This window comes from Hoyosella subflava DQS3-9A1, assembly GCF_000214175.1.
In the GTDB taxonomy this organism is placed as follows: domain Bacteria; phylum Actinomycetota; class Actinomycetes; order Mycobacteriales; family Mycobacteriaceae; genus Hoyosella; species Hoyosella subflava.
Window position 1 is genome coordinate 1,271,702 of the sequence record NC_015564.1, and the last position, 24,798, is coordinate 1,296,499.

Here is a 24,798-nt window from a genome sequence, read left to right on the forward strand (position 1 = left end):
GGGCTGGTTTGTGGGGTTTCCACAAAAAGGGCCAAAAGCCGAGGTCCATCGCCGGACCTGCCAGGAGCGTTACAGCAATCTACTTCACAGTGTTACTGAAGTGAGATCTGGAAACTGAAGTAACGGTTCTGCATCAGAGCGAATCAATCGCCCCACGGATTCGGCTACTCGGAGCACGTGCGCATCCCGCGGACTCGAAGGATCACGGCCCGTGATTTCGGTGATTTTCTTCAGTCGATAACGAACGGTGTTTGGATGAACGAACAATATTCGCGCACAGGCCTCGACAGCTCCACCGGTATCGAGATACACGTCCAGCGTCTCACCTAAGGCGTTTCCCGCCTTCGCGAGTGGAATCACAATCTGCGCATTCAGGGCTCGCACCGCTGCCGGATCACCGAGCAGCGCACGCTCTGGGAGCAGGTCCGCCGCAAGTACCGGACGGGGGGCTGATCTCCAGCCAGGCGCGGCGCGCAGGCCGCTCAATGCCTCCCGTGCGCTGGTATGTGCAGTTGCAAGAGTCTTAGCCGTCGGCCCGATGACGACGTGCTGGTCAGAAAAAGCTACGAGCAGATCGGTCATGAAGGAGCTGCGAGGGTCGAGTTCGCCGTTGACAATCGCGACCAGCGTTGATCCCTGCACCACCGACAAGGCAGAGCGGTGGTGCTTCCCGGCAGCATTGTGCACGTTGCTCACAGCGGACACGCCGCTCCCGGGGGGCGGAGTGCCGACAATCACCGTAGCTGGTGTGTTGGCGTCCCAATTGAGCGTGGCAGCGCGAGAAAGCATCGCGGAGTCGGAATCACCGCGAACGACAGCATCGACCACCAGGGCCTCGAGCCGGGTATCCCACGCCCCACGTGATTCCGCGGCCGACGCATAAACTGCCGCTGCCGCGAACCCAATCTCCACCCGGTAGCGCAGCACGGCCTCGGTCAGCGCCGCCAGTTGCTGCTCATTTCGCGTCATCAGCGGCAGCCATCGCTCGAAGAACTCCATAGCAACACGCACCATCTCGACTGTCTGACGCAGGGTGACCCTGCGCGCGAGATCGTGCGGCACTACACGGAACGAGTCGACGGTCTTCCAGATGTCACGGTCGGGGTCTTTTAGCCAGTCCACGAAGTTTGATACCGCGCTCTGAACCAGCAGGTGCACCGTTGCACGCTGGTCAGCATCGAGGTCCGCGAAGAACGGCAGCTGCTCCTGCATCGAGTTGACCGCCTCAGTGGAGAGGCGGCCGGAGTACTGCTTGACCCGGCGCAGGAGTGCGTCCGACAAGGGGTTTGCGTCATTACGTCCGCTTTGTGGCCTGCCGGTCATACGCTCCTCATCACATACGGCCCAGCTTTATGGGGCCTGTCACACCCGCCGTCTCCCGGTGACAGTACCGCGACGGCGGGTGGGATCAAGCGACGCCTGGATCTGAGGTCTGCTCCGGAGCTGCCGCGACGTCATCAATGCGATACTCCGCAGCCGCCTTGGCAGCAACGTCTCGATCGATGGTCCCTTCATCGGCGAGTGCATTGAGGACCCCAACCACAATCGATTCCGAATCGATGTTGAAGTAGCGGCGAGCTGCCGGGCGGGTATCCGAGAAACCGAACCCGTCAGCGCCGAGCGTCACGTAATGCCCGGGCACCCAGGTGCGGATCTGGTCGGGAACCGCGCTTTCCCAGTCGGACACTCCCACGAACGGGCCTTCCGACTTCTTCAGTGCTGTGGTGACGTGTGCTTCACGCTTCTTGCCTGAAGGGTCGCGAAGCGCTTCGTCTTCGCATCGCCGGCCGTCGCGCCGCAGTTCTGTCCAGGACGTCACCGACCAGACATCGGCCGCCACGTCCCACTCCTTGGCGAGGATCTCCTGTGCGCGCAGTGCCCACGGAACGGCCACACCGGAGACGAGGATGCTCGCCTTGTGTTTGCCCTTGCCGGCCTTGGCGTACCGGTACAGGCCGCGAAGAAGGCTGTCGACATCGAGATCCTTCGGCTCGGCCGGCTGCGAGTAAGGCTCGTTGTAGATCGTGATGTAGTAGAAGATGTTTTCCGGATCCGGCCCGTACATACGCCGCAGGCCGTCCTTGACGATGTGCGCGATCTCGAACGCGAACGCTGGGTCGTAGGCCACGCATGCGGGGTTGGTCCCAGCCAGGGTGTGCGAGTGCCCGTCCGCGTGCTGCAGCCCTTCACCAGTCAGCGTGGTGCGGCCTGCGGTTGCCCCCAGTACAAAGCCGCGGGCCATCTGATCGGCAGCAGCCCAGAAACTGTCGCCTGTGCGCTGGAACCCGAACATTGAGTAGAAAATGTAGATCGGAATCATCGGCTCGTCGTGCGTCGAATACGACGTGCCCGCTGCGATGAACGAACCCGTCGAGCCCGCCTCATTGATGCCCTCGTGCAGGATCTGCCCGATTTCGGACTCCTTGTACGCGAGCATCAGTTCCGCATCGACCGAGGTGTAGAGCTGGCCGTGGCGGTTGTAGATCTTGAGCGACGGGAACCACGAGTCCATACCGAACGTACGGGCCTCGTCGGGGATGATCGGTACGATCCGCTTCCCGATTTCCTTGTCTCGCAACAATTCCTTGAACAGGCGGACGACCGCCATGGTGGTCGCGATCTCCTGCTTGCCTGATCCCTTGCGCACGGTAGCGTACGCCTTGTCGCCAGGGAGTTCGAGGACTGTTGCCTTGTTGCGGCGCTGTGGCAGGAAGCCGCCGAGTTGCTTGCGGCGTTCGAGCATGTACTCGATTTCCGGAGCGTCCTCGCCCGGGTGGTAGTACGGCGGCAGGTACGGATCATTCTCGAGCTGCTCATCCGTGATCGGGATGCGCTGACGATCCCGGAACTGCTTGAGGTCGTCGAGCGCAAGCTTCTTCATCTGGTGCGTTGCGTTGCGACCTTCGAAGTGAGTGCCGAGCTGGTAGCCCTTGATCGTGTGGGCCAGAATTACCGTCGGCTGGCCCTTGTGGCTCGTTGCGGCCTTGTATGCAGCGTAAACCTTGCGATAGTCGTGACCGCCCCGCTTGAGGTTCCAGATGTCGGCGTCGCTCAGATTGTTGACGAGTTCCTTCGTACGCGGATCGCGTCCGAAGAAGTGCTCGCGGACATACGAGCCGTCGTTGGCCTTATACGTCTGGAAGTCGCCGTCCGGCGTGGTATTCATCAGATTGACCAGCGCGCCGTCTTTGTCGGCGTAAAACAGCGAGTCCCACTCGCGGCCCCAGATTACCTTGATGACGTTCCAGCCCGCCCCGCGGAAGAAAGACTCCAGTTCCTGGATGATCTTGCCGTTGCCGCGGACCGGGCCGTCCAGGCGCTGAAGGTTGCAGTTGATGACGAACGTGAGGTTGTCGAGCCCTTCCATCGCCGCGATGTGGACCAGTCCACGTGACTCTGGCTCGTCCATTTCACCGTCGCCAAGGAACGCCCAAACGTGCTGATCGGAGGTGTCCTTCAGACCGCGATCACGCAGGTAATGGTTGAAGCGCGCCTGGTAGATCGCGTTCATGGGGCCGAGGCCCATCGACACCGTTGGAAATTCCCAGAACTCCGGCATCAGGCGCGGATGCGGATAGGAGGGAAGCCCTCCGCCTTCACCGGCGTGGCTGTGCTCCTGGCGAAAGCCATCGAGCTGGTCGGTTGTCAGGCGACCTTCGAGAAACGCGCGCGCGTAGATGCCCGGCGAAGCGTGTCCCTGGATAAAGATTGAGTCTCCACCGCCCGGGTGGGATTTTCCGCGGAAGAAGTGGTTGAAGCCCACCTCGTACAAGGCTGCAGACGACGCGTATGTCGAGATGTGGCCACCGACACCGACGCCGGGCCGTTGTGCCCGGTGGACCATTATGGCGGCGTTCCAGCGGATCCACGCGCGGTAGCGCCGCTCCACTTCTTCGTCGCCCGGGAACCAGGGTTCACGCTCGGTGGGGATGGAGTTCACATAGTCGGTAGACGTCAGCGCGGGAAGTGCGACGCGCCGCTCGTTAGCCCTCTCGAGAAGCCGCAATAGCAGGTACCGGCCGCGTTCCGACGTGGAGTGAGACAGCATGGCGTCGAAAGATTCGAGCCATTCTGATGTTTCCTCGGGGTCGATATCGGGCAGATACGAGGTAATGCCTTCGCGAATTACGCGAACACGGTCTCGGTCTTTTCGGGGCGATGTCTCGTTGGGCACGTCGGCACTCCTTGTGGGCGTGGTCGAAGGACCTGGTTGGGTCCGTCGGCGACGGGGCAGGTGATCCAGACCGTGGTTGTACAAGGCATGGACATTCCTAATTGTCGCCTAGATTACTTTCCGGCGCACCAATGAGGTAGGTCAAATAGTGAGTTTGCATGTCCCACATCATGGACAAGATCGGGAAATGCGGATCGCGGGCATAAAGCGCGACGACAGACAAACCAAGGGGGTAGGGTGGCGCTCGTGAACAGGCGTGAACGGGTCGCCGTCGCTTCGGCGCCGGGCGGCGCACACTTCTGTGGTCTTACCGCGCGCGACGGCGTTTCCGTCGCTTCACAGAATTTACCGTCGCGAATTGGTGCGTCTACGCTGCAGTCGGCGCGACACTCAACCACTAGCAGCGCACGCCATACTGTCGTGGCCGCTGAAAAATCCTTGAAACTTTTGCGGTCCGGGGGATGCAATCTCCGGCCGCAAGGGTGATCATCAAAGCAGGAACCCGTGAACAGGAGGAACGAAGAACGTGGCCGGGACGGATGCTCGGACATACGCAGAGCGACTGGGCATAACCAACGGAATGGTTGTTCAGGAACTCGGCTGGGACGAAGACGCTAGCGATGACATACGCGACTCAGTCGAGGAAAGATGCGGAGACGATCTCCTCGACGAAGATACCGATGAGGTTGTCGACGTGGTCCTTCTGTGGTGGCGCGACGGCGATGGAGATCTCGTTGACGCGCTGATGGATGCGATTGCGCCGCTTTCGGACGATGGATGCATTTGGGTGCTGTCGCCCAAAACCGGCACGCCCGGGCACGTCGAACCCAGCGAGATCGCCGAGTCAGCACCAACAGCGGGACTCACCCAGACCTTGACTGTGAACCTCGGGGCCTGGATGGGCGCACGGCTTGTTCAGCCGCGAGCGCGGGTCGGGAAGCGCTGATGGCGTTAGACGTCGGAGCGGAAGCTCCCGGCTTCACTCTGCGGGATCAGAACAACCAGCAAGTCGCACTGTCGGACTTCCGGAACACCAAGAATGTACTCCTGGTGTTCTTCCCGCTTGCCTTCACCGGCACCTGCCAGGGGGAACTCGGACAGATACGAGACAACCTCCCGGCGTTCCAGAATTCATCGGCCGAAGTGCTCGCGATTTCTGTGAGCGCGCCCCCCGTGCACAAAATCTGGTCTGCGGGTCAGGGCTACCTGTTTTCGGTGCTGTCGGATTTTTGGCCACATGGCGAGGTGTCTCGGGCCTACGGAGTCCTCAATGAGAGCAACGGGATGCCCAATAGGGGAACCTTCGTCATCGACGTTGACGGCATCATCCGTTTCGCTGAGGTTGGCCCCCCTGGCGTGCCGCGTGACCAGTCAGCTTGGGAGAAAGCACTCGACGCGCTACCCTCTTCAAGCAGCGCCTGAACTACAGGTGCTGATGACGGGCGTATAGCTCAGTGGTAGAGCGCTGGTCTTACACACCAGTGGTCGGGGGTTCAAATCCCTCTGCGCCCACCCTTGCTTTGTGCGCGGTGGTCACGTCGATTCGCCGGTGACGTTGACCATGCTTTGGTTTTCGCACGTGCCGCGCGCAGTACACTCGGCGGAGCGCACCATGCGTGGCGCGTGTAATAGTTGTTTCTGCAGACAGTACGGGGTGGATGCGATCGAAACCGGTCAGTTGGTCGCTGGGCATTACCGCCTAGTCGAGCGGATTGGCAGCGGCGGAGCCGGGGTCGTTTGGCGAGCCGTCGACGAGCGCCTCGAGCGCTCGGTCGCCGTCAAGCAGATCCCTATTCAGCCGAGTCTTCCGGATAGCGAACGCGAAATGATTCGTCAGCGCGCAATCCGTGAGGCACGCAACGCGGCACGCTTCCATCATCCGAACGCCATCGTTGTCTACGACATCACCGAGCATGAGGGACACCCGTGCCTCGTGATGGAGTATTTCGAGTCCCGCAGCCTCGCTGAGGTCCTCAAAGCGCACACCGCACTCCCTCTGGCGCAGGCAGTCAGCATGGGGGAACAGGTTTCGGGTGCGTTGATCGCTGCGCACGACGCGGGAATCGTCCACCGCGACATCAAGCCAGGCAACATTCTGCTCGATGATTTCGGCACCGCCAAGATCACAGACTTCGGAATATCCAGGGCGGTCGGTGACATCAATCTGACGGCTACCGGCCTGGTTTCTGGGACTGCCGCCTACCTTCCCCCGGAGGTCGCGCAAGGCGCAGATCCGACACCCGCCTCCGACGTGTTCAGCCTGGGCGCGACATTGCTCCATGCGGTAGACGGCGAGCCTCCTTACGGCAACAACCAAAACTCACTCGCATTGCTGTACGCCGCAGCGAATGGCCAGGTGCGTGAGCCGCGCCACGCTGGGGCGGCAACGGATCTGCTGCGGCATCTGCTCAGTGTGAACCCCGGCGACCGACCGTCGATGAGTCAGGCGCACGCCGTGCTGGGCAGGTTGACTGACTCCGGCGTCAGTGCCGCAGCGACGACCGCGCTGCCTGCGAACGCAGGTCGGCGCAGAACCGCTCACTCCCGGCCTCTCCATTCGCCCCCGCCCCCGCCGCCGTCCCGGCCGATGACGCGAGGCGCGGCTGCATTCGCGCCCGCTAGTGGGCCTTCGTCTGCGCACCACGCCCAGAACAGCCGCAAGCCAGTCGTTTATGCAGGATCGGCAGCGGTCGTTGTGCTGGCCCTTCTTGCACTGGTGATCGTGGTCACCAACTTGCCGTCCCCGGGCGATACAGACACAGAAACCGGAGTGCCCGGCGTATCTGACACGATCGTTGCGGACGCCGGACAGACAGCGAATTCGGGAAGTCAGGTTGACTGGGGCCAGGGTGGGCAGCTCGTCCAGCAGTTCTATAGCAACCCCGCTGGGTCATGGTCACTCCTGACTCCGGCCGCGCAGGATGTCTTCGGCTCGCAACAGTCGTTCCAGGATTACTGGTCCGAGCGTGTCATTCAGAGCTTCGGTCAGATCGAGGCAATCAAGCGGGCCAACAACGACGACGGATCAGTCGACATGCAGGTCAACAATCTGACCTACGACGGTCAGACGAAGCAGGTGACGGTGCGTGTGGTCGACGTCGGTGGACGCCTGCTGATCGATGGGGATCCCAGGTAGATCAGGCGCGAACGACGTGTAGTTCGTACTCGCATCACCGACTCAACCACATGTCCTACCGGCTGTAGTGGTGCACGTCACTATCTGTTCGTAACCCACTTGCATTGCCGCTGAGACGTTTTGCGGTCCGGCCCGCCGCTTGTTACACGTAGCGTTCCGGGTACCGCGAGTGTGGTGAAGCCGTCCGGCTCGCGAATAGCCGTCCGATCGTGGAGCTTGTATGAGCCTGGGCCGAAACGCTGCTTCTGTCAGCACAACGGTGGCCGTGACGCTGGGTGGCGTCCTGGTAGCTAGTGGATTTGCGGGTGCGCAACCATGTGCCGACGGCGCGGGCGCACCAGGAGGAGGCTCCGGAGGGTTCGGCGGAATCAGTCACTCCGGTGCGGACCAGCAGGGGCCGCTGCCCGAGATGCCGGAAGAGAACCCGACACAGTCTGTGTCCTGGATGACCGGCGCGAACAGCCCTAACGACACGTTCTCCCGCTTCGGCATTACCGGGACGGACCTGGGAATCATGTGGGACAACGGTGGTTCCGAGGACGATCAGCAGCTTCTGGTCGCCTTCGGTGACACGGTCGGAGACTGCAGGCAGCCAGGCGGACAGTGGCGCAGCAACGCGCTGCTGCGAAGCGTTGACACGGACCTTTCTGACGGCGTGGACTTACTCGCGCCTGGGCACACAGACAGCCTTGTGGCTGCGTCGGTGGCGCCCGAAGGGCAGGACTTCGCGCATCAGATTATCGAAGGTCTCGGTCTATCTGGCGTTGAAGTGACAATCATTCCCACGGCCGCAGTCGCCATCGATGGTAAGCAGTACATCAATTACATGTCCGTGCGCGAATGGGGTGACCACGGTGACTGGCGCACGAATTTCTCAGCGATCGCCGTATCTGACGATAACGGTCACACGTGGGAAACTGCACTGTCCACGATCCGGCTGAACAGTGATGTCAGTTTCGAGGGCGTGCCCCAATTCGACGCTGGACATGAGAACTTCCAGATGCACGCGTACGTAAGAAGCGGTGAGTATCTGTATGGCTTGGGTACGCCGCCGGGGCGCTTCGGTGCAGCACATCTGTCACGAGTAGCGGTGGGCGACATCCTCGACCTGAGCGCCTATGAATACTGGAATGGAGTTTCCTGGGCCGTGGAAGCGGCTCAATCGGAACCAGTGATTCCGGCGCCGGTGAGCGAGCTTTCCGTGCAATGGAACGAGTACCTCGGGAAGTTTGTTGCGATGTACGCTGACGAGCCGGCTGGCACGATTGTTCTGCGCACTGCGGAAAGCCCCGAAGGTCCGTGGAGCGACGCGACCGCACTCATCGACAGCAGCGACATCAGCGGCCTGTATGCGCCTTACATTCATCCGTGGTCTAGTGGGAACACGCTGTACTTTGCGATCTCCCGCTGGAGCGACTACAACGTCCTGCTCATGAGGACAGACCTTGATGAACTAGGGGACGGCCGTGCCCTCGTCGCGCATGATGGCATAAACATTCTGACTCACGTGTCGCTCCACTAACACCCGTGGCTGTCCGTTCCGGGCTAGCTGAGGCGTTCGGTGAGGTGCACGACGACCACTGTTCCGGCTTCTTTTCCGATGGCTTTTCGCACGCTCGCTTTAACTGGAAGCTTGTGCGTCCCGTCACCAAGCGCCATGAAGCTGCTCTCGAAGGGGTGCCCGTCTACCGTGCCGCGGACACGCACGCGACCGCGTGTCCCGAAGAACTCCGCTGACCCAGGCATCACAACATACGTCCAGCCGCCCGCGGCGGGGCTTTTGGTGAGTGGGGCGGTGAACTGCCTGTTCAGCGCTGTAGGTGAACTCGTCGAGTGGCCCATCCTGTGCTCCTCTCCTTCAGTCTATAGACCCGGCGGGCTGGCCAGATTAATCTCCCAGGCTCAGTAAGTCTGTAGTACTAACGGGGCATTGAAGTTATGGCTGCGAACATGGAAATTATTTTCGCCCGGTTAAATAATGCACGTATTCGTGTATCTATATCGGTTGTGCAAAAGTGGTGACTCACGGAATCTTCCGTAAGACTTGCGATGCAAGATCACTATGGTCTTCCATCGCAACATTCGCGCCGAAGTTCGCACTGAGCCTCGTAGTCCTGGCGCTCGGGGTCTTTGCCGTCACTGTCACCATGCCGGTACTGATCGCCGTACTCGCCACTGCTGGCGGAATCCTCGTCGTCAGTGCCGGCGGCGGTCTGATCAAGCCGATGCAGAAACCGGTGGGGGCGGTACCTCACCGATGCCGAGGCAGAGACTCTGAATATGCGGACCAATAAGACGACGCAAACACCCCCGCGTCAGGTTTTCATTACTGAGCGCAGCACAGGTCTGGATGCGTACACCGCAGCGATGACGAGTCCGCAGCCCAGTGCGATCAGGCCGGCGAGTTGCAGAAGGGCCAGCGGGCTAGTCAGCAAGACCATGCCGGTGATGGGGAAGAGAAAGCACAGCGCAAATCCGGCACCGACCAGCGACATCACTACCACGGGTGTCCGGACTTGACGGATGCGAGCGCCATTCATGACCCTGAATGGTGTACCTGCCAGGCTCAGGTTTCGGTACAGCTCGCGATTGTCCAGGATCGACGCGATCTGGGTGAGTACCGCTGATATCGCAGCGAGACTGAACGTCACTGCAAGAGTGAACGCGACACCAAGTCGCATATCCGTCATCAGTTGGACCTGTGCCTGGTCATCCGCGGCGGTGTCAAACGCGGTTAGCAGGGCGGTTCCCGCCGCGACAAAGCTCGCCACGGTGACTCCGCCGACGCTTCGCCACACCTGCTTCGGGTCGTCGAGAATTCGCCGCGCCGCAATCAGCGACTCAGCGTTGTGCGCTCGCGTGACCAGAATGCGGCCCACCACCGAGACGGCAAACGGACCGATCAAGTTGACGAGCAGGAACACGATGACAAGGACAGCGAGCATCCCTCCAATGCCGACTGTTGCGGGGCTGATTTGCGACCATATCGCCACGACAACAACAGCTCCCGCCGCGAACGCCCACTTCGGGGTGGGCGGGGCATGTCGTTGCGCAACGCCAAGCGGGCTGATCGCCAACGACCGTAGCCCCACAAGGGCAGACACCATCGCGAGGAGGACCACGGCCATGACGGTGGCGGTCACGATCGTGGCCCCCACCCACAGCTCACTGATCGCGAAAGAGTTGCCCTGGAAGGGCAGCTGCGCCACGAGTGGCAGACACAGTACGTACACCCCGGCTCCGATCACGGCGCCAATAAAGCCCTGGACTGCAGCCTCCGCGCAAGACAGGGCAACTACTTGCGCTGGCGTTGCGCCGGTGAGTCGCAGCGCCGCGAGCCGCATGTCCCGCCTGCGGGCGCCCAGTCGAGCCGCAGCGAGCCCGAGCGTGAAGCACGGGATGATGATCAGGATCGACGCGATCGCGGCGAGAACCTGATACAGGCCCGCCTCCGGATGAGAGTCACGGGCCGTGAATGCGGTGTAGCCGCCGAATACGGTCAGGGCCAGCGCTGTGGATGAGGCGAAGGCGACGAGTGGCAGAGCCCAGGTGCTGGCAACGCGCAGTCCCTCGGCCCGCGTCGTCATCGCGCCGATCCTGGCGATCGTTCTTGCTTGCACGATGAGGCTCACCAGGTTTCTCCCTTCGCGATTGGGGCGGTTAATTGCCCTTCACGTACATGGACCGTCGAGTCACAAGAATGTGCCACTTCAGGGTCGTGCGTCACGACAACGAGCGCGGCACCCGTATGGCGGCTCGCTTCGCAGAGAAGCGTCATCACCTCGTGGCTGGTGTGCGCGTCCAGCGCGCCTGTGGGTTCATCTGCGAACAGCACCGCGGGCCGCGTGACCAGTGCCCGCGCGATCGCGACACGCTGCGCTTGGCCACCGGACATCTCACCGGGACGGCGGTTCTCGAGCCCAGCGAGTCCAAGCGGAGAGAAATACCCGGCAGCTTGCTGCTTGGCTGCATCGACCTTCGCGCCACCGAGGATGAGGGGGAGTGCCACGTTTTCAAGTGCGGGAAGCTCGGGTAAAAGTTGCCCCGACTGAAAAACGAACCCGAAGGATGATCGGCGCAGCGCTGTGCGTTCTGCTTCTTTTAGGGCCTGAATTGCCCGGCCACTGAAGAGAACCTCGCCGGAGTCGGGCTGCAGAATTCCGCTGAGGATGTGCAGCAGCGTGGATTTACCCGATCCTGACGGGCCCATGATCGCGATCGCACGGCCTGGGTAAATGTCGAGTGAGGCGTTCTGCAGGACCGGTGCCGAACCGAATTGTTTGACAATGTTGCGGGCCGTGAGGATTGGAGACTTAGATGTTGTCTGCATACAGTTGATGGTCACTGAGCAGGACAAAAGCCACATCGGCCGTCAGTTCGATTCTCGGCTCCGCGGCATCAGACCGTGGTATGACGTCCCCATAGGCAGCGCATTTCACGGCTGGTAGAACTGTCGGAGTGACGCGACGGGACGAGATGGTAGTGCGGGCGGCCGGAATTGCGCTCGGGTATTGGGCGGACCGGATATTCGCGGACCCGCACCGATACCACCCAGTCGCCGGTTTTGGGCAGGTCGCCGCGCAGCTGGAACGGCTCATCTATCGGGACGACCGGGTCGTCGGAGTCTTCTATGCCGCGGCTCTGGCTGGAGGTTCTTACGTCGCAGCAGGCTGGGTTGACCGGCGGCTGACGCACAACCCGGCGCGTATCGCTGCGCTAGCACTGGTAACTTGGGCGACCCTCGGCGGGACCTCCCTGGACCGCGTGGGTGAGGACATGGCGCGGCGCCTCGATGCGAGCGACCTGACCGGCGCGCGAAACCTTCTGCCCTCGCTCTGCGGTCGTGACCCGCAACTCCTCGATGCTGACGGTCTGGCCCGCGCCGCAGTGGAGTCGGTTGCGGAGAACACCTCAGACGCTGCGGTCGGTCCGGTTGTGTACGCTTTGCTGCTCGGCACCCCTGGCGTGGTGGCGTACCGCGCGATCAATACTCTCGACGCGATGGTCGGCTACAAGTCGCCCCGCTATGTCCTGTTCGGCTGGGCTTCCGCACGGCTCGACGATCTCGCCAATCTCCTCCCTGCGCGTGTTTCTGGTGCGGCTACCGTCGCCGCGGCATGGTCGGCAGGCGGAGATCCGGAAGCGGCGATACGGGTCTGGCGCCGCGATGCACGCTCGCACCCGAGTCCCAACGCTGGCGTGGCCGAGTCCGCGATGGCAGGTGCGCTTGGGATACAGCTAGGAGGCGTGACACCGTATCGGCATGGGACAGAAATCCGGCCATTGCTCGGATCAGGCCCCGCACCATCGGTGAAGGATCTGCGCCGAGCTGTGCAGCTATCCCGACGCGTGCAGACCGTAACTGTCGTGGCGGCCGTTTCAGCGGCGCTTGCCGTAGCGGCTGGCGAGTTTTTCTTCCGGCGTTCGTGATGTTGCTTGTTCGGCCTCGGCGTACACCACGGGCCCAGAATCCGGATCAGCGGTGCCGGGCTCGTTGCTGCGGCTGGTTTTTCGTTCACGCAGTTCCGCTCGCACGAAGTACAGCAGGCCCAGGGGCGCCATGATCCCGAACGCGATCCACTGCAGCCCGTAGGACAGGAACGGGCCTCGATCGAGCTGCGGCAGCCCGATGAGGCCGAGGCCGCCGGGCTGTTCGGGTGCAAGCTGGATGTAGTAGCCAGGCAAGGAGATGTCGGCGAGTGCCCCTATTTCGCCCGGATTGATGCTGTAAACCTGGGTTGTCCCGTCCGAGATGATGGGCTCGCGTCCCAGTGCGGCCTCTGGCATCCGGATGCGTCCCTCAAGGGTGCGCTGCCCTGCCGGTGCCGGTGCGAACTCGGGCACGTCAGTGCCCTGCTCGGTGTGCACGAACCCCCGGTTGATCAGGACCTCACTGCCGTCGTCGAGACGAAATGGCGTCAGAACTTCGAAGGAGGGCGTGCCCTCGATGGACCGCAGGCGCGCCACGACTTCGTGTTCAGGCAGATACGTGCCTGAAAGGGTGACGCGGCGCCACTCGTCGTCCCGTTCAGGCGTGGCGCCGGAACCAGCGAGTTCGCCTATAGAAACTGGCTCTGCCTCGACGGACCGCTCGATCAGGGTGTTGCGGTGTTCGGTCGCCGTGTTCTTGCCTAGCTGCCACGGCGCGAGGATCGTGAAACAGAGGTAAGCGAATACCCCGACGACAGCGACGAGCGCCAGCCATCCGGGCCGGAACAGGAAACTGAATCGTCGCACGTCACCACCGTAACCGGTAATGGCGATCCGGCTGAAATGCCCAGCGCGTAGTGGTTGCGTGCATCACATGTTTTCGCGGATCCACGCCACTAGCCCCGGGAGTGCTGCCTCGATCTGCAACCGGACTTCCTCGAAGTCGGACATGTCACCGTAGTAGGGGTCCGCGACGTCTTCGCCGTCAGCATCGGGTTCGAAGCTGCGCAGCAAACGCAGTCTGTCGGGCTCTGCTCCTCGTCTACGGAGTTCCCTAGCGTGACCGCGGTCCAGCGCGACGATCAGATCTGCCGAGAGATGGTCGCCGTTGACCTGCTCAGCACGGTGCGTCGTGCTGTAGCCGTGCTTGCGGAGGGTGGCGACGGTGCGATGGTCGGCGGGATCGCCCGCGTGCCATCCACCCGTTCCGGCGCTCGAGACGCGAACGTGGTCCGCGAGCCCCTCACGCTCGAGAACATCTGCGACGATGCGTTCCGCCATTGGGGATCGGCAGATGTTTCCAGTACAGACAAAAGTGATGTGCACGAGTGAACGCTCCTAGCTTGCAGGCAGCAGAAGATCGCGGAGTTCCGCAGCGGAATCAACCGTCCACTGTGCCTCACGGTGTTCGGACGCTGGACCGTACCCCCACGTCACTGCTGCGGTCGGGATGCCGAATGTCTTTGCGCCCGTGATGTCATGGACGCGATCACCCACCATCACGATGTCGTCCCCCAGCGATTGACCGTTCGCGGATACACCGAGATTCTCCAGCGTGTGGCGGATGACGTCCGCTTTACGTCTGCGCTTTCCGTCGTTGCTGGCACCTCCGATGAACTCAAAATGCTTGCCAATATCGAAGTGGTCCAGCATGCGGCGTGCGTACTTCTCTGCTTTTGAGGTGCTCAGCGCGATGCGGGCACCGGTCTGATCCAGCTCAACGAGCAGATTCTGTATTCCTGCAAACAATGTTGCCTCGGACCAGCCGACGCTGTCGTAGCGCTCATGATAAGCAGCGAGCGCAGCATCGATATCCGGCTTCTGCAGACCGAGGCCGGTGAGAGTGTCAATCATCGGTGGGCCGACGACATCGAGAACATTCATCCCTGCTGGCGGCTCCTTACCGATCTGTTCGAGTGCGGACAGGAAGCTCGTCATCACGCCAGGCGCGGAATCTGTGATTGTTCCATCGAGGTCGAAAAGCACGACGGAACGCAACAACTGAGGAGACGACATGCCACCATGATGCCTGGTGGGGGGAGATGGGAGCTGCAACCCCTTTCGCCATGGGGTGCAAAACGTGCAAATCTGGGAGCGATTCTGGACAAACGCGGCTAGTCCGGAAAACGACTCGCATCGGCGCCGGTAGTCTCACGCTTGTGAGTGCAGACCGGCAACTGTGGGATTCGTTGCGTCACCACGGCGACGTCGATGCGAGCGAGGGCCTTCTCGATTTCGCCGTCAACGTCCATGGAACCGCTCCTCCTGAATGGCTGCAGCGCCGACTTGCCTCGCGGCTTAGCGATCTGGCGCGGTACCCCACCGCAGCCGAGGATCTAGCGGTTCGCGAAGCTGTCGCGCAACGACACGGCCGAACCCCTGACGAGGTCCTCCTACTTTCCGGTGCAGCGGAGGGGTTTTCGCTGGTCGCGCACCTCAGCCCTCGCTGCGCGGCTGTGGTCCACCCTTCATTCACCGAACCTGAATTTGCCCTGCGTCAGGCTGGAATCGCGGTGCATCAGGTCGTGGTTCCTCCGCCATTCCGGCTGGCTGACGCCACGGTGCCGAACGACGCTGATCTCGTGGTGCTCGGAAACCCCACGAACCCAACATCGGTGCTGCATCCACGCGCTGACATAGACGCGTTGCGAAGACCAGGCCGGGTTATCGTCGTCGACGAGGCGTTTTCAGACGTGGTGCCTGGCGAACCCGAAACACTGGCGGGAATCTCATTGCCGGATGTTCTTGTTCTGCGCAGTCTCACAAAGACGTGGGCAATCGCGGGCTTGCGGTGTGGCTACATGCTCGGCAGCCCTGCGATTCTTGCTGAGTTAGCGCGACGGCGCCCCCACTGGCCGGTCGGCACGCTGCAGCTCGAGGCTATTCGCGCTTGCTGTACGCCGGAAGCACTCGCCGCGGCAGAGGTGATCACGCAGCGGATAGGGGAGGACCGCAAGTACCTCATTGCAGAGTTGCGCCAATCTGAAAGCCGGGGTGTGGGCATAGTGGAACCAGCTGACGCGTCCTTTCTGCTTCTCCATGTCAGCGGCCGCCCTGACCTGCGTCACCGGCTCAAGGAGCGCGGGATTGCGGTGCGACGGTGTGACACATTCCCGGGGCTGTCAGACGACTATGTCAGAGTGGCCGTGAGAGAGCGCGAGGCGGCTGATGCGCTTCTCGCCGCGATCAGGGAGGTGCTGTGAGCGAGGACCACGGTGGAAAAGCTGAGGCCCGACGAGTGTCTGTCGGGGACATCACCCAGTGTCTCGACGATGCTTACCCGCCAGCCCTCGCGGAGCCGTGGGACTCCGTGGGACTTGTCTGCGGGGATCCGGATGATGCCGTCACGCGTGTCATGTTCACCGTCGACGCAACCGCCGCAGTCGTCGAGGAGGCACTCGAGTGGGGTGCGGACCTGCTCGTCGCACACCATCCACTGCTCCTGCGTGGAGTCGACACTGTGGGCGCGCACACTCCCAAAGGCGCCCTCATCCATCGGCTCATCCGAAGCGGATGTGCACTCTTCACCGCACATACGAACGCGGACTCTGCCGATCCGGGGGTCTCGGACGCGCTCGCGGATGCTCTCGGCCTCACGGTGCAAGGCCCGCTCTCCAGTAAGAATGACAGCCCCGCCGACAAGTGGATCGTCTACGTCCCCCAGTCTGATGCCCACGCTGTTTCGCGCGCGATGTTCGCCGCAGGCGCTGGACAGATCGGTGAATATACCGAATGCGGCTGGTCTGTGACAGGCAGCGGCCAGTTCCGGCCCGGAGATGATGCGAACCCGACGATCGGGTCACTGGGGGAGCTCGAATTGGTTACCGAGGACCGCGTCGAAATGGTGGCGCCACGAAGCCTCCGAGCTCTCGTTCTCTCCGCGCTGCGGGAAGCCCATCCCTATGAAGAACCGGCTTTCGACGTGGTCGAACTGGCTGCGATGCCGACCGCGCACGGGCTTGGCCGTGTGGCTGCATTGCCGGAGCCCGAAACCTTCGAAGCGTTTACGCAGCGGGTCGCGGCGCGGCTTCCCCGAACTTCCTGGGGAGTACGCGCAGCGGGTGACCCGCATCGGATGGTTGAGCGAGTCGCAGTGTGTGGCGGCGCAGGTGATTCGTTCCTGGCCCTGGCCGCAAAACTTGGCGTCGACGCGTACGTCACGTCGGACCTCCGGCACCACCCCGCCGATGAGCATCTGCGGGCCGGAGGTCCAGCGCTCGTCGACGTCGCACACTGGGCAAGCGAATTCCCCTGGTGCGGACAGGCGCGCAGCGTTGTCCAGGATGCGTTCGGTGTTCGGGGGGTCGAGACGAGGATCAGCGAAGTCCGAACAGACCCCTGGACGATTGCCCAGCCGTGATCCCGTAGGTGTGCGGGCGCGGTAGGGTGGATCGTTCAGCGGATAGTCATAAATTGTTAGTGGGGCATAAACGTGGATGTTGACGTGAAAGTTCAGCAAAAGCTCCTTGACCTTGCCGATGTCGACGCTGAACTCTTGCGCATCCGGCATCGTCGCATCAATCTCCCGGAAGACAAGGAGATCGAGCGGCTGAAGAAAGAGCGCCAGGCCCGGAAAGATGACGCAGTGGCAGCCGAGATCGCGCTCGACGACCTTGACAGGGACATCAAACGCCTCGAGCGTGAGGTCGATCAGGTGGGCCAGCGGGAGAAGCGCGACAACGCCCTCATGCAGTCTGGGACCGTGGCCGCGAAACAGCTATCCGAGTTGCAGCATGAACTCGGCACTCTCGGTCGTCGCCGCTCGCTGCTCGAAGACGAACTGCTCGACATCATGGAGCAGCGCGAAGCGGCTGAGGAGAACTACAAGCACGCCGGTGCACGGCTCTCTCACGCGGAAGAGGAACTCGACGCCGCGGGGAGTAAACGCGGGGATGCGACGGCGGATCTCGATGTCGCGGAGAAGCGGTGCGACACAGATCGCGAGAAGCTCACACAGCTCTTTCCCGAAGAACTTCTTAGCTTGTATGAGAATGAACGACGTTCGCACAGTGTCGGCGCTGGCAGACTCCAAGGCAGCCGCTGCGGTGCGTGCCGTATCGAGCTTGACCGCGGGGAGCTCGAACGAATTAAGGCCACCCCGCCGGAACGCGTGGTCCAATGCCCCGAATGCGGCGCGATCCTTGTTCGCGCGGGCCGATAAGGCACGGTGACTGGAGCGTTGACTACAACGAATGCGAAGAAGCGCGTGATCATCGAAGCGGATGGTGGGTCGCGAGGGAACCCGGGGCCAGCGGGCTATGGAGCGGTGGTTCTCGACCCTGACGACCGCACCGTTCTGGCGGAACGCAAACAAGCGATCGGGATCGCCACCAATAACGTCGCTGAATACAGCGGTCTTATCGCCGGCCTCGAGGCGGCCACCGAAGTCGGTGCGCATGAAGCGGAGGTCCGCATGGACTCAAAGCTGGTCGTCGAGCAGATGTCAGGCCGGTGGAAGGTCAAGCATCCGGACATGATTCCGCTGGCACGTCGTGCGGCTGAGCTTGCGCAAGCGTTCAGCCATGTTGAGTACCGCTGGGTCCCCAGGGCAGACAACGCGCACGCTGACCGCTTGGCCAATGAGGCGATGGACGCTGCCAACGAGAACGGTGAGCAACCTCCACCGAAAACGGAGGAAATGGCACCCGGCTGGACGGGAGCTGTGGGCAAACCCACTCGGCTGCTGCTGCTGCGCCACGGGCAGACGCAACTTTCCATCGAGCGGCGCTACTCCGGCAGAGGCGACCATGCACTCACACCAGAAGGACACCGTCAAGCGCGATTCGCCGCCGAAAGGCTCGCTCGTCAGCGCGGACGCATCGCCGCTGTCGTCTCGTCGCCATTGACGAGAGCGCAGCAGACAGCCCACGCCGTAGCCGAGGGCTTAGGCGTGGATGTACACGTGCAGGACGGTTTCATCGAGACGGACTTCGGGGAGTGGGAAGGCCTCACCTTCGCCGAGGCGGCTGAGCGTGACCCGGAGCTATTTCAGCGCTGGTTGACCGACACCTCGGTTGCACCGCCTGGTGGTGAGCCATTTGACGAGGTTCACCGGCGCATCCAGAAGGCCAAAGATGAGCTCGTCGCCGAGTACAGCGGCGCCAACGTGATCGTGGTTACCCACGTCACCCCAATCAAGACGCTTCTGCGGATTGCCCTCGATGTGGGTCCCGCACTCCTATTCAGGCTGCACCTCGATCTCGCGTCGCTGAGCATCGCGGAGTTCTACCCGGACGGCGGGGCCGCCGTCCGGCTGATCAACGACACAAGCCACACGCACACGCGTTGACGCGCCGCGCGGGTGGTACCGGGCGTTCACTTTGCTGCACCCCCGGATATCCTTGGAGTGGACGAGTCAGCCAGGCGGCCGCGTCACAGAGAACCAGCGCCATTGTGGCGGCAGGCTCTGTGCCGAGGAAAGTCCGGACTCCGTAGAGCAGGGCGGTTGCTAACAGCAACCCGGGGTGACCCGCGGGACAGTGCCACAGAAAACAAACCGCCGGTACCTGTGCACGCACGGTGCCGGTAAGGGTGAAACGGTGCGGTAAGAGCGCACCAGCAGCCTGGGTGACCAGGCTGGCTTGGTAAACCCCGCCCGGAGCAAGGCTGAAGGCCGCACCGCTTTGGTGCGGCTGCGCGGGTGTTCGAGGGCTGCTCGCCCGAACCCGCGGGTGAGCCGCATGAGGTACCCGGCGACGGTGTGCCCAGATGGATGGTCGCCACTCCTCTCTCGTCGTAAGACAGGGACGAGGGGCACAGAATCCGGCTTACCGGCTGACTCGTCCTTTCACACTCAGCCGGTGGTCACGCCGACTGGCCGCGAGGAGGGCCTGCATCGCCGTGGAACACCATCGTCTTATAAACCTTGTTAGTTCCGGTGTTCCATTGGCTCACCGCCAGATACAAATCTTCCAGTGAGGATCCGGGGATCACGTATCCGCCATACAGCTGCGCTACGCGTCCGTTGGCGTGGTCTTCAGCATCCCAGGTCGTGCCAGTGAGGACGGTACGGGTCGGTGCGCGGTACAGGTTGTTCGTAGGGTGCGTGAGTATCGCAACGCGGATTTGGTAGTTGCCGGCGTCGAACCAGGAGAGGACGAACCGGTCCGCGACTCGCCTTAACGAGATTTCGCCAAACTGGCCAGTCAAGACAGGTGTGGCCTTGTTCCCCCACTGCCAGCCGCGTCGCTTGGTCCACCCCCACGGCGTCCACGCTTTCTTGTCCAGTACTGACGACTCGGCAACGCGGTAGAGGTAGAGCGGCTTGTTCCGCTGAAACCCGGTAGTAAAGGCGTACACATACCCATCGCCCCCACGTTCCCAGGTGATGAGCTGCATGTTGGCGCCTTTCCGCCACCCGCTCCACGCCGCTCGCGTGGGTGACCAGTGCTCACCATGGTCGTTGGACGTAAATATGCGGGTTTTAGTCACGTGGTGGAGTCCGTCGTTGCGCATCGCCCACAGGTAGACGGTCCCGTCGAGTGTGAGAACGTCAGCGGGAAGCCAGGTGACACCGTTGGTGTTGCTTTCCGGAATGAGCCGCTTTGCGTAGTCCCCACCGGCAGCGGAATTAAATGTCACTCCCGCGCTCGGGTGTGCCCGTTGGGAACGCAGCAGCACTGGGGACCGCCAGCCCCTCGTGCCCGGGCCAGTACCCTCGAAGGTGTCGCCGAACACCCATCCGATCGTTTCGTGGTCCGGCAACACAGCAGGAATGCCCAGATCGGTGCCGACTACGCCAAACTTGGCACTTGACGTTCCCGGCCCGGTGAGGTCGCACAGCTTGGTAAATCCTGCCGTCACAGCTACGTGCCTTTCTGCTCAGCGGCCGACCGGTAGGCGGTCCCGAATCCACTGCAGAACCTCTCGCAGTACAGTTCGTGGCGTCGTTACCGGTGGCTGCGGTTCGGTGGGCGCTGGTTCTTCGGTATCTGGCTCGGCGGGTCCTTCGGGAATCTCCGGCGCGACCTCTTCGAGAATCGGCTCGTCAGTTGGCGGCACTGCGGGTCCGCGAAGACCAGCAGCCCACGTACCCGGCCCGATCAGTCCATCAGGATTCCAGCCATTCCTGGCTTGCAGAGCCCGCGCAGCCGCTGCGGTCGCGGCATCCCATGCTCCCGTGTCAGGAATCTGCTGAGCTCGCTGCCAGTGCTTGAGAGCCTCCCGCCATTCGGGCCGCTCAGATGGGTGCAGCCCAGAAACTGACTGGACGGGCCCCTCGAGTGGACCGAAGTAGTAGCCTTCCGGCAGTGGGTAGTCATCTGGGTTGCGGGGTGCGTTCATCCGGTTGACTACTTGCTGAACCTGAGCACGGAAGTCGTCCATGTCGATACCCGCAGGGTCGATTTTTCCCTCGGAGCTGTATTCCTTATGTCCGACGACGTTGCGGACCGGAAATCCAGCGCGGCGCACGAGGACCGCGCAGCCGCGGACATACGCGTCAAGTTGTTCTGGAGTCCAGTCATAGCGGCCCTGCGCGTCGGGTATGCCTCGGCTCACCGCTTCAATGCCGATGACGTGCCAGTTCGCATTGTCTGTGGGCCAGCCGGGCCAGGAACCACGACCCGCGTGCCAGCAGACACCAGAGGCGATGACGCGATAGGTGCCGTCTCTTTCGAGCACAAGGTTCGACAACGGCCCCGGTAGATCAGGTCTGCCATTCAGGACGACCTGCCAATCGTTGGGGCCACCACCGGCAGTGTGATGGCACATCACGCCACGAATGTCGCGGTACTCGCCGTGCCCACGCTGCCGCCAGTCAGGCTGCTCGACCACCCGGAGCCCCTCCTCGCGTAAGGCGTCTGCGAGCCACCACAGATTACCTATCCACGCCACAAGTGCCTCCCGTCTGCACTGGCCGTCCCAGTGCATGTGCATGATGCCAGTGAACTCTGACAATTTGCGTACCCGAGCGGCGCGGAAGGTATCCACGCCTCACCGAATCTCCTGGGTAACCGCCGGGATTCTCCGTAGCCTGGCACACTTGATTCATGCGCGATGATGACCAGTGGTACTACTGCGTGACAGATGGAACGGTGCGGCAGGGCAAAGAATCACGTGGCCTTGATCGCATGGGTCCATACCCGGACCGCGCGGCTGCCGAGCGTGCGCTCGAGATCGCGAAGGAGCGCAATCGCGCTGCGGACGAGTCCGATGAGGAATGGCGGAATTAACCCAAACGCTTCAGCTCGTGACGAAGCGCCTGCCACTGCTCCCGGTAGCGCTCCATAGCCGCGTCGGCGAGCTCTTGCTCATGCTGGGCAAGTAACTCGTACGCGGCGGAATCCGCACCGGACTTCTGAGCTGCGTTCGCGGCTTCAGTCAGAAGCGCCCGCGTGATGACGCCGTCCTGGTGCTCTCCTAGAGTTTCCTGCAGCATCTCGGCAGCCTTACGCACCCTTTTGACGCTCTTCTTCACCTTCTTGGAATTGTGTTCGCGAGAGGCGAGTTCGGCCGCGTACCGGATGCGTTTACATTCCTTGCGCAGTGTGTGAAGCAGGTGGTCACGAGCATCTGGGTCAGCTTCAGCGCGCGACGCCTTCTCGGTTTTCGTCGCTTTGCGATAGATCCCCTGGATCGCGCTGCCGACGGCGTCGTCAGCTGAAGCGAGCGCACCCTCGTCAAACACCCCCGGGCTCAATAGCACATCAAGTGAATCTAGGAGCCGGAAGTACCGCTCGCCGCCGAGCGCATCCGTGACTGCGCGGTAAGCGTCCTGATAGGCCTTCTGCTGGCTGCTGATCAGCTTGTCTCGCACTTCCGCTGGGATGCTCCCCGCGGGCTGCTCATCGATCAGAGTCCGCAGTCGGTCCTCCATGACCTCGGCATCCCGCGCTGCGCCGAGCACGCGTGCGATCCACTTCAGTTCTGATTCGATCTGATCGGTGGCCGACCTGTCGAATATCCGTCGGTAGGCACGGAGGATGCTGCGTATACGCCGGGCCGCAACTCTCATCTGATGGATCGAGTCGTGCTCATCGGCGCGTACGCGGGGGTCGTAGGCCACGAAGGCCGCTCTGTGTTTGCGCAGCGATGTCAGCGTCATGCCCCCGGCAGTGCCTGCCGGATAGTCGGCGCCGCGTTCCGCCGCACTGTCTTCCGGGAGTGGGCCAAGGGCTTTCGCGAGTTTCGAAGGACTCAACGAGTCCCGCGCACCTGCGGCGAGCAGTTGCTTCCTGATTCGTTGCAGTAGCGCCTCGTCGCCGCCCGCGAGCTCTGCTTCCCACTCGCGCCAGCGGGACGTATGTTCATGCCCTTTGCGAAGCGAACGGGCGGTCACGTCATCGTCAGTGACCTCGGCGAGTACGGTGGCCGAAGCGTCGCTCAGGTGCCAAGTGCGCCGGTTGTTGATGATTTCCGCGACGGGCGATACGTCCTTGTCGCGGATGTGTACCCGCACGAGGTCGAGGAGCTCGTCAGGCGGGCCCTCTGTTAACGAAGTCAGTGGCAGGTGCAGTTCGGTACGTGCGCCTTTGGCCGGAGGGAGTTTTACATGCCACCCCTCGTCGCCGCCGCCCGTTCGGTGTCGCAGCGTGATGCGAGCCCGGATGAGCGCAAGATCTTCAGTGTCGAAATAGGTCGCGTGGAGGGTATTGCGGGCTGGGTCAGCAACAGCGTCAACGCCCTGAATGCTGCCGAGTTCCGGGATTTCCGCATGCTGCCCAGCCTCGAACTTGAGTTCTCGCTCACGGCTTTGCGTCACCATCGAGTCACCCTGGAAGGCTAATCATCGCTGAGCCGATCGAATCGATGTCGAGGTAGCTCAGCATCGAGGCGCGTACTTCTGGACACGCATTTTCGAGGGCGACATCTACGGCATCACGATTACGCGCCAGTTCGAGGAGATCCACGCCCTGGCTCGTCGCCCAATTGGCCACGAGACCATTCAGCGTCACTTTGCCGATAGTGGGTGTGTAGGTCCGGAACTCTTGTGCGCGCTCCTCGAGATTGGTGCACAGCGCCGATGCGTCAGGAAGCTGGAATGCGGGCGTTTCGGTGGGCATCGGGGGAGCGGTTTCAGTGCTCGGTGCATCGGTACAACCAGCGAGCGCGAACGTCGCCGTGACAATCACGGCTGCACCTCTCGCGGCCAATCGTGATGTGGTCGTCGTGGGCACCGTGCCTCCTGAACACTCGATAAGGGGCCTAGGGCCGCATGCTTTTTAGTTGGTAAAAGAGTGTTCGGGTGCGGGGAATGATCGATCGCGCACCGCGTCCGCATATTCTGTGGCTGCGCGCAGAAGCTCGTTCCCTACGGCCGCGAACTGCCGGACGAATTTCGCGGTCTTCCCGCGATTGAGTCCCGCCATGTCCTGCCAGACCAGAACCTGTGCGTCGCACTCATTTCCCGCGCCGATCCCGATCGTGGGAATTGTCAGTTTATGTGTCACTTCGGAGGCGAGTTCCGCTGGGACCATCTCCATGACGACTGAGAAGGCACCGGCTTCCTGTACTGCAAGTGCGTCGGCAATGAGCTGATCTGCCCCGCTTCCACGTCCCTGGACGCGGAAACCACCGAGGCTGTTCACACTCTGCGGAGTGAAGCCGATGTGCGCCATCACGGGAATTCCTGCTGCTGTCAGCGCCTGTATTTTCGGAGCCATACGCTCGCCACCTTCGAGTTTGACAGCGTGCGTGCCGCCTTCTTTCAAAAAGCGTATCGACGTTTCGAGTGCCTGTTCGGCGGAAACCTCGTACGAACCGAAAGGCAGGTCGGCAACAACAAGGGCATTCGGCGCGCCGCGAACGACAGCACGCACCAGTGGGAGGAGTTCGTCAATAGTCACCGGCACTGTGGTGTCGTAGCCGTACACCACGTTCGCTGCCGAGTCCCCGACAAGCAGGACCGGAATTCCCGCATCATCGAAGATCTGCGCGGTCGGATAGTCGTAAGCCGTGAGCATTGGCCACGGCTCGTGCTTCTCCTTCAGCGCCTGTAAGTGGTGAATCCGAGTTTTCGTCCGTTTGGGCTGCTGGCCCGCAGACCCGTACACAGGTGTCTCCGACATCGTGTTCCCTTCATGCCTCGAGGCCGAGTTGGCGGTCCCCGGGTTTGGGT

At 62.2% G+C, this 24,798-nt stretch carries 24 protein-coding genes, 1 tRNA gene and 1 other RNA gene; 13 read left to right on the plus strand and 13 right to left on the minus strand.

Annotated features, from left to right (window positions below; translation table 11 throughout):
• Positions 1 to 84: 84 nt before the first annotated feature.
• Together AS9A_RS05950 and aceE are read right to left on the minus strand one after the other, a co-directional pair.
• Positions 85 to 1,323 carry a PucR family transcriptional regulator gene (locus tag AS9A_RS05950; RefSeq protein WP_013806027.1) on the minus strand — a complete coding sequence of 413 codons (1,239 nt, stop codon included), beginning with the start codon at positions 1,321 to 1,323 and terminating at the stop codon, positions 85 to 87.
• Positions 1,324 to 1,408: 85 nt separating this feature from the next.
• A complete protein-coding gene (gene aceE / locus AS9A_RS05955; RefSeq protein ID WP_013806028.1) occupies positions 1,409 to 4,174 on the minus strand; it encodes a pyruvate dehydrogenase (acetyl-transferring), homodimeric type in 2,766 nt (921 codons plus the stop codon).
• Between the two features lie 580 nt (positions 4,175 to 4,754).
• On the opposite strand from aceE, the gene AS9A_RS05960 reads away from it, so the two are divergent.
• The 5 genes from AS9A_RS05960 to AS9A_RS05980 all read left to right on the plus strand — a co-directional run bounded on the left by AS9A_RS05960 (position 4,755) and on the right by AS9A_RS05980 (position 8,832).
• Entirely contained in the window at positions 4,755 to 5,120 is a 366-nt protein-coding gene (locus AS9A_RS05960; protein WP_049793851.1) for a DUF3052 domain-containing protein, read from the plus strand.
• Positions 5,120 to 5,596 (plus strand): peroxiredoxin, encoded by a 477-nt coding sequence (locus AS9A_RS05965; protein WP_013806031.1) that lies wholly within the window; start codon positions 5,120 to 5,122, stop codon positions 5,594 to 5,596. The genes AS9A_RS05960 and AS9A_RS05965 overlap by 1 nt, the downstream gene beginning before the upstream one ends.
• Before the next feature lie 18 nt (positions 5,597 to 5,614).
• Positions 5,615 to 5,686, plus strand: a tRNA-Val gene (locus AS9A_RS05970).
• Positions 5,687 to 5,828: 142 nt separating this feature from the next.
• The gene (locus tag AS9A_RS05975) at positions 5,829 to 7,310 is read left to right on the plus strand and encodes a serine/threonine-protein kinase (RefSeq protein ID WP_013806032.1); all 1,482 of its coding nucleotides are present in this window, start codon (positions 5,829 to 5,831) and stop codon (positions 7,308 to 7,310) included.
• A gap of 220 nt (positions 7,311 to 7,530) precedes the next feature.
• Positions 7,531 to 8,832: a DUF4185 domain-containing protein gene (locus tag AS9A_RS05980; protein ID WP_013806033.1), complete on the plus strand. Its 1,302-nt coding sequence runs from the start codon at positions 7,531 to 7,533 to the stop codon at positions 8,830 to 8,832.
• 23 nt (positions 8,833 to 8,855) lie between these two features.
• On the opposite strand, the gene AS9A_RS05985 is transcribed toward AS9A_RS05980, so the two are convergent.
• Positions 8,856 to 9,152, minus strand: coding sequence for a DUF1905 domain-containing protein (locus tag AS9A_RS05985; protein ID WP_013806034.1), 297 nt, complete (start codon positions 9,150 to 9,152; stop codon positions 8,856 to 8,858).
• Positions 9,153 to 9,328: 176 nt separating this feature from the next.
• Between AS9A_RS05985 and AS9A_RS24310 the strand changes: the two genes are divergently transcribed.
• Positions 9,329 to 9,604 carry a hypothetical protein gene (locus tag AS9A_RS24310; RefSeq protein ID WP_192808214.1) on the plus strand — a complete coding sequence of 92 codons (276 nt, stop codon included), beginning with the start codon at positions 9,329 to 9,331 and terminating at the stop codon, positions 9,602 to 9,604.
• Between the two features lie 21 nt (positions 9,605 to 9,625).
• Here AS9A_RS24310 and AS9A_RS05995 read toward each other — a convergent pair whose 3' ends face one another.
• The gene (locus AS9A_RS05995) at positions 9,626 to 10,942 is read right to left on the minus strand and encodes an FtsX-like permease family protein (RefSeq protein WP_013806036.1); all 1,317 of its coding nucleotides are present in this window, start codon (positions 10,940 to 10,942) and stop codon (positions 9,626 to 9,628) included.
• Positions 10,939 to 11,640 (minus strand): ABC transporter ATP-binding protein, encoded by a 702-nt coding sequence (locus AS9A_RS06000; protein WP_013806037.1) that lies wholly within the window; start codon positions 11,638 to 11,640, stop codon positions 10,939 to 10,941. Before AS9A_RS06000 ends, AS9A_RS05995 begins: the two co-directional genes overlap by 4 nt.
• 146 nt (positions 11,641 to 11,786) lie before the next feature.
• Here AS9A_RS06000 and AS9A_RS06005 point away from each other — a divergent pair, with 146 nt between their 5' ends.
• A complete protein-coding gene (locus tag AS9A_RS06005; protein ID WP_041450900.1) occupies positions 11,787 to 12,740 on the plus strand; it encodes a cobalamin biosynthesis protein in 954 nt (317 codons plus the stop codon).
• Here the strand turns inward: AS9A_RS06005 and AS9A_RS06010 are convergent.
• The 3 genes from AS9A_RS06010 to AS9A_RS23625 form a co-directional block, all read right to left on the minus strand.
• Positions 12,690 to 13,547 carry an SURF1 family cytochrome oxidase biogenesis protein gene (locus AS9A_RS06010; RefSeq protein ID WP_013806039.1) on the minus strand — a complete coding sequence of 286 codons (858 nt, stop codon included), beginning with the start codon at positions 13,545 to 13,547 and terminating at the stop codon, positions 12,690 to 12,692. The two genes, AS9A_RS06005 and AS9A_RS06010, sit on opposite strands and share 51 nt — an antisense overlap.
• Positions 13,548 to 13,610: 63 nt before the next feature.
• On the minus strand, positions 13,611 to 14,066 hold the full coding sequence (locus AS9A_RS23620; RefSeq protein WP_041450901.1) for a low molecular weight protein-tyrosine-phosphatase: 456 nt from the start codon (positions 14,064 to 14,066) through the stop codon (positions 13,611 to 13,613).
• A gap of 12 nt (positions 14,067 to 14,078) precedes the next feature.
• Positions 14,079 to 14,756, minus strand: a complete 678-nt coding sequence (locus AS9A_RS23625; protein WP_013806041.1) for an HAD-IA family hydrolase — start codon at positions 14,754 to 14,756, stop codon at positions 14,079 to 14,081.
• A gap of 143 nt (positions 14,757 to 14,899) precedes the next feature.
• On the opposite strand from AS9A_RS23625, the gene cobC reads away from it, so the two are divergent.
• The 5 genes from cobC to rnpB all read left to right on the plus strand — a co-directional run bounded on the left by cobC (position 14,900) and on the right by rnpB (position 19,526).
• Positions 14,900 to 15,943: an Rv2231c family pyridoxal phosphate-dependent protein CobC gene (cobC, locus tag AS9A_RS06025; protein ID WP_013806042.1), complete on the plus strand. Its 1,044-nt coding sequence runs from the start codon at positions 14,900 to 14,902 to the stop codon at positions 15,941 to 15,943.
• Positions 15,940 to 17,100 (plus strand): Nif3-like dinuclear metal center hexameric protein, encoded by a 1,161-nt coding sequence (locus AS9A_RS06030; protein ID WP_013806043.1) that lies wholly within the window; start codon positions 15,940 to 15,942, stop codon positions 17,098 to 17,100. The genes cobC and AS9A_RS06030 overlap by 4 nt, the downstream gene beginning before the upstream one ends.
• A 72-nt stretch (positions 17,101 to 17,172) precedes the next feature.
• Entirely contained in the window at positions 17,173 to 17,901 is a 729-nt protein-coding gene (locus tag AS9A_RS06035) for a zinc ribbon domain-containing protein (protein WP_013806044.1), read from the plus strand.
• 18 nt (positions 17,902 to 17,919) lie between these two features.
• Positions 17,920 to 19,029, plus strand: a complete 1,110-nt coding sequence (locus AS9A_RS06040; protein ID WP_041450902.1) for a bifunctional RNase H/acid phosphatase — start codon at positions 17,920 to 17,922, stop codon at positions 19,027 to 19,029.
• Positions 19,030 to 19,091: 62 nt separating this feature from the next.
• Positions 19,092 to 19,526, plus strand: an RNA gene (rnpB, locus tag AS9A_RS22980) — RNase P RNA component class A.
• 18 nt (positions 19,527 to 19,544) lie between these two features.
• Here the strand turns inward: rnpB and AS9A_RS06045 are convergent.
• Positions 19,545 to 20,543 (minus strand): DUF4185 domain-containing protein, encoded by a 999-nt coding sequence (locus AS9A_RS06045; RefSeq protein ID WP_013806046.1) that lies wholly within the window; start codon positions 20,541 to 20,543, stop codon positions 19,545 to 19,547.
• A gap of 18 nt (positions 20,544 to 20,561) precedes the next feature.
• Entirely contained in the window at positions 20,562 to 21,671 is a 1,110-nt protein-coding gene (locus AS9A_RS06050; RefSeq protein WP_013806047.1) for a peptidoglycan recognition protein family protein, read from the minus strand.
• 59 nt (positions 21,672 to 21,730) lie between these two features.
• Here AS9A_RS06050 and AS9A_RS06055 point away from each other — a divergent pair, with 59 nt between their 5' ends.
• A complete protein-coding gene (locus tag AS9A_RS06055) occupies positions 21,731 to 21,913 on the plus strand; it encodes a hypothetical protein (protein WP_013806048.1) in 183 nt (60 codons plus the stop codon).
• Here AS9A_RS06055 and AS9A_RS06060 read toward each other — a convergent pair.
• From AS9A_RS06060 to panB, 3 genes are read right to left on the minus strand one after another with little or no spacing between them, the layout of a single operon-like run.
• Positions 21,910 to 23,445, minus strand: a complete 1,536-nt coding sequence (locus tag AS9A_RS06060) for a CYTH and CHAD domain-containing protein (RefSeq protein ID WP_013806049.1) — start codon at positions 23,443 to 23,445, stop codon at positions 21,910 to 21,912. The two genes, AS9A_RS06055 and AS9A_RS06060, sit on opposite strands and share 4 nt — an antisense overlap.
• A gap of 4 nt (positions 23,446 to 23,449) precedes the next feature.
• Positions 23,450 to 23,857: a hypothetical protein gene (locus AS9A_RS22600; protein ID WP_049793670.1), complete on the minus strand. Its 408-nt coding sequence runs from the start codon at positions 23,855 to 23,857 to the stop codon at positions 23,450 to 23,452.
• A gap of 45 nt (positions 23,858 to 23,902) precedes the next feature.
• On the minus strand, positions 23,903 to 24,748 hold the full coding sequence (gene panB, locus AS9A_RS06070) for a 3-methyl-2-oxobutanoate hydroxymethyltransferase (protein ID WP_013806052.1): 846 nt from the start codon (positions 24,746 to 24,748) through the stop codon (positions 23,903 to 23,905).
• Positions 24,749 to 24,798: the final 50 nt, after the last annotated feature.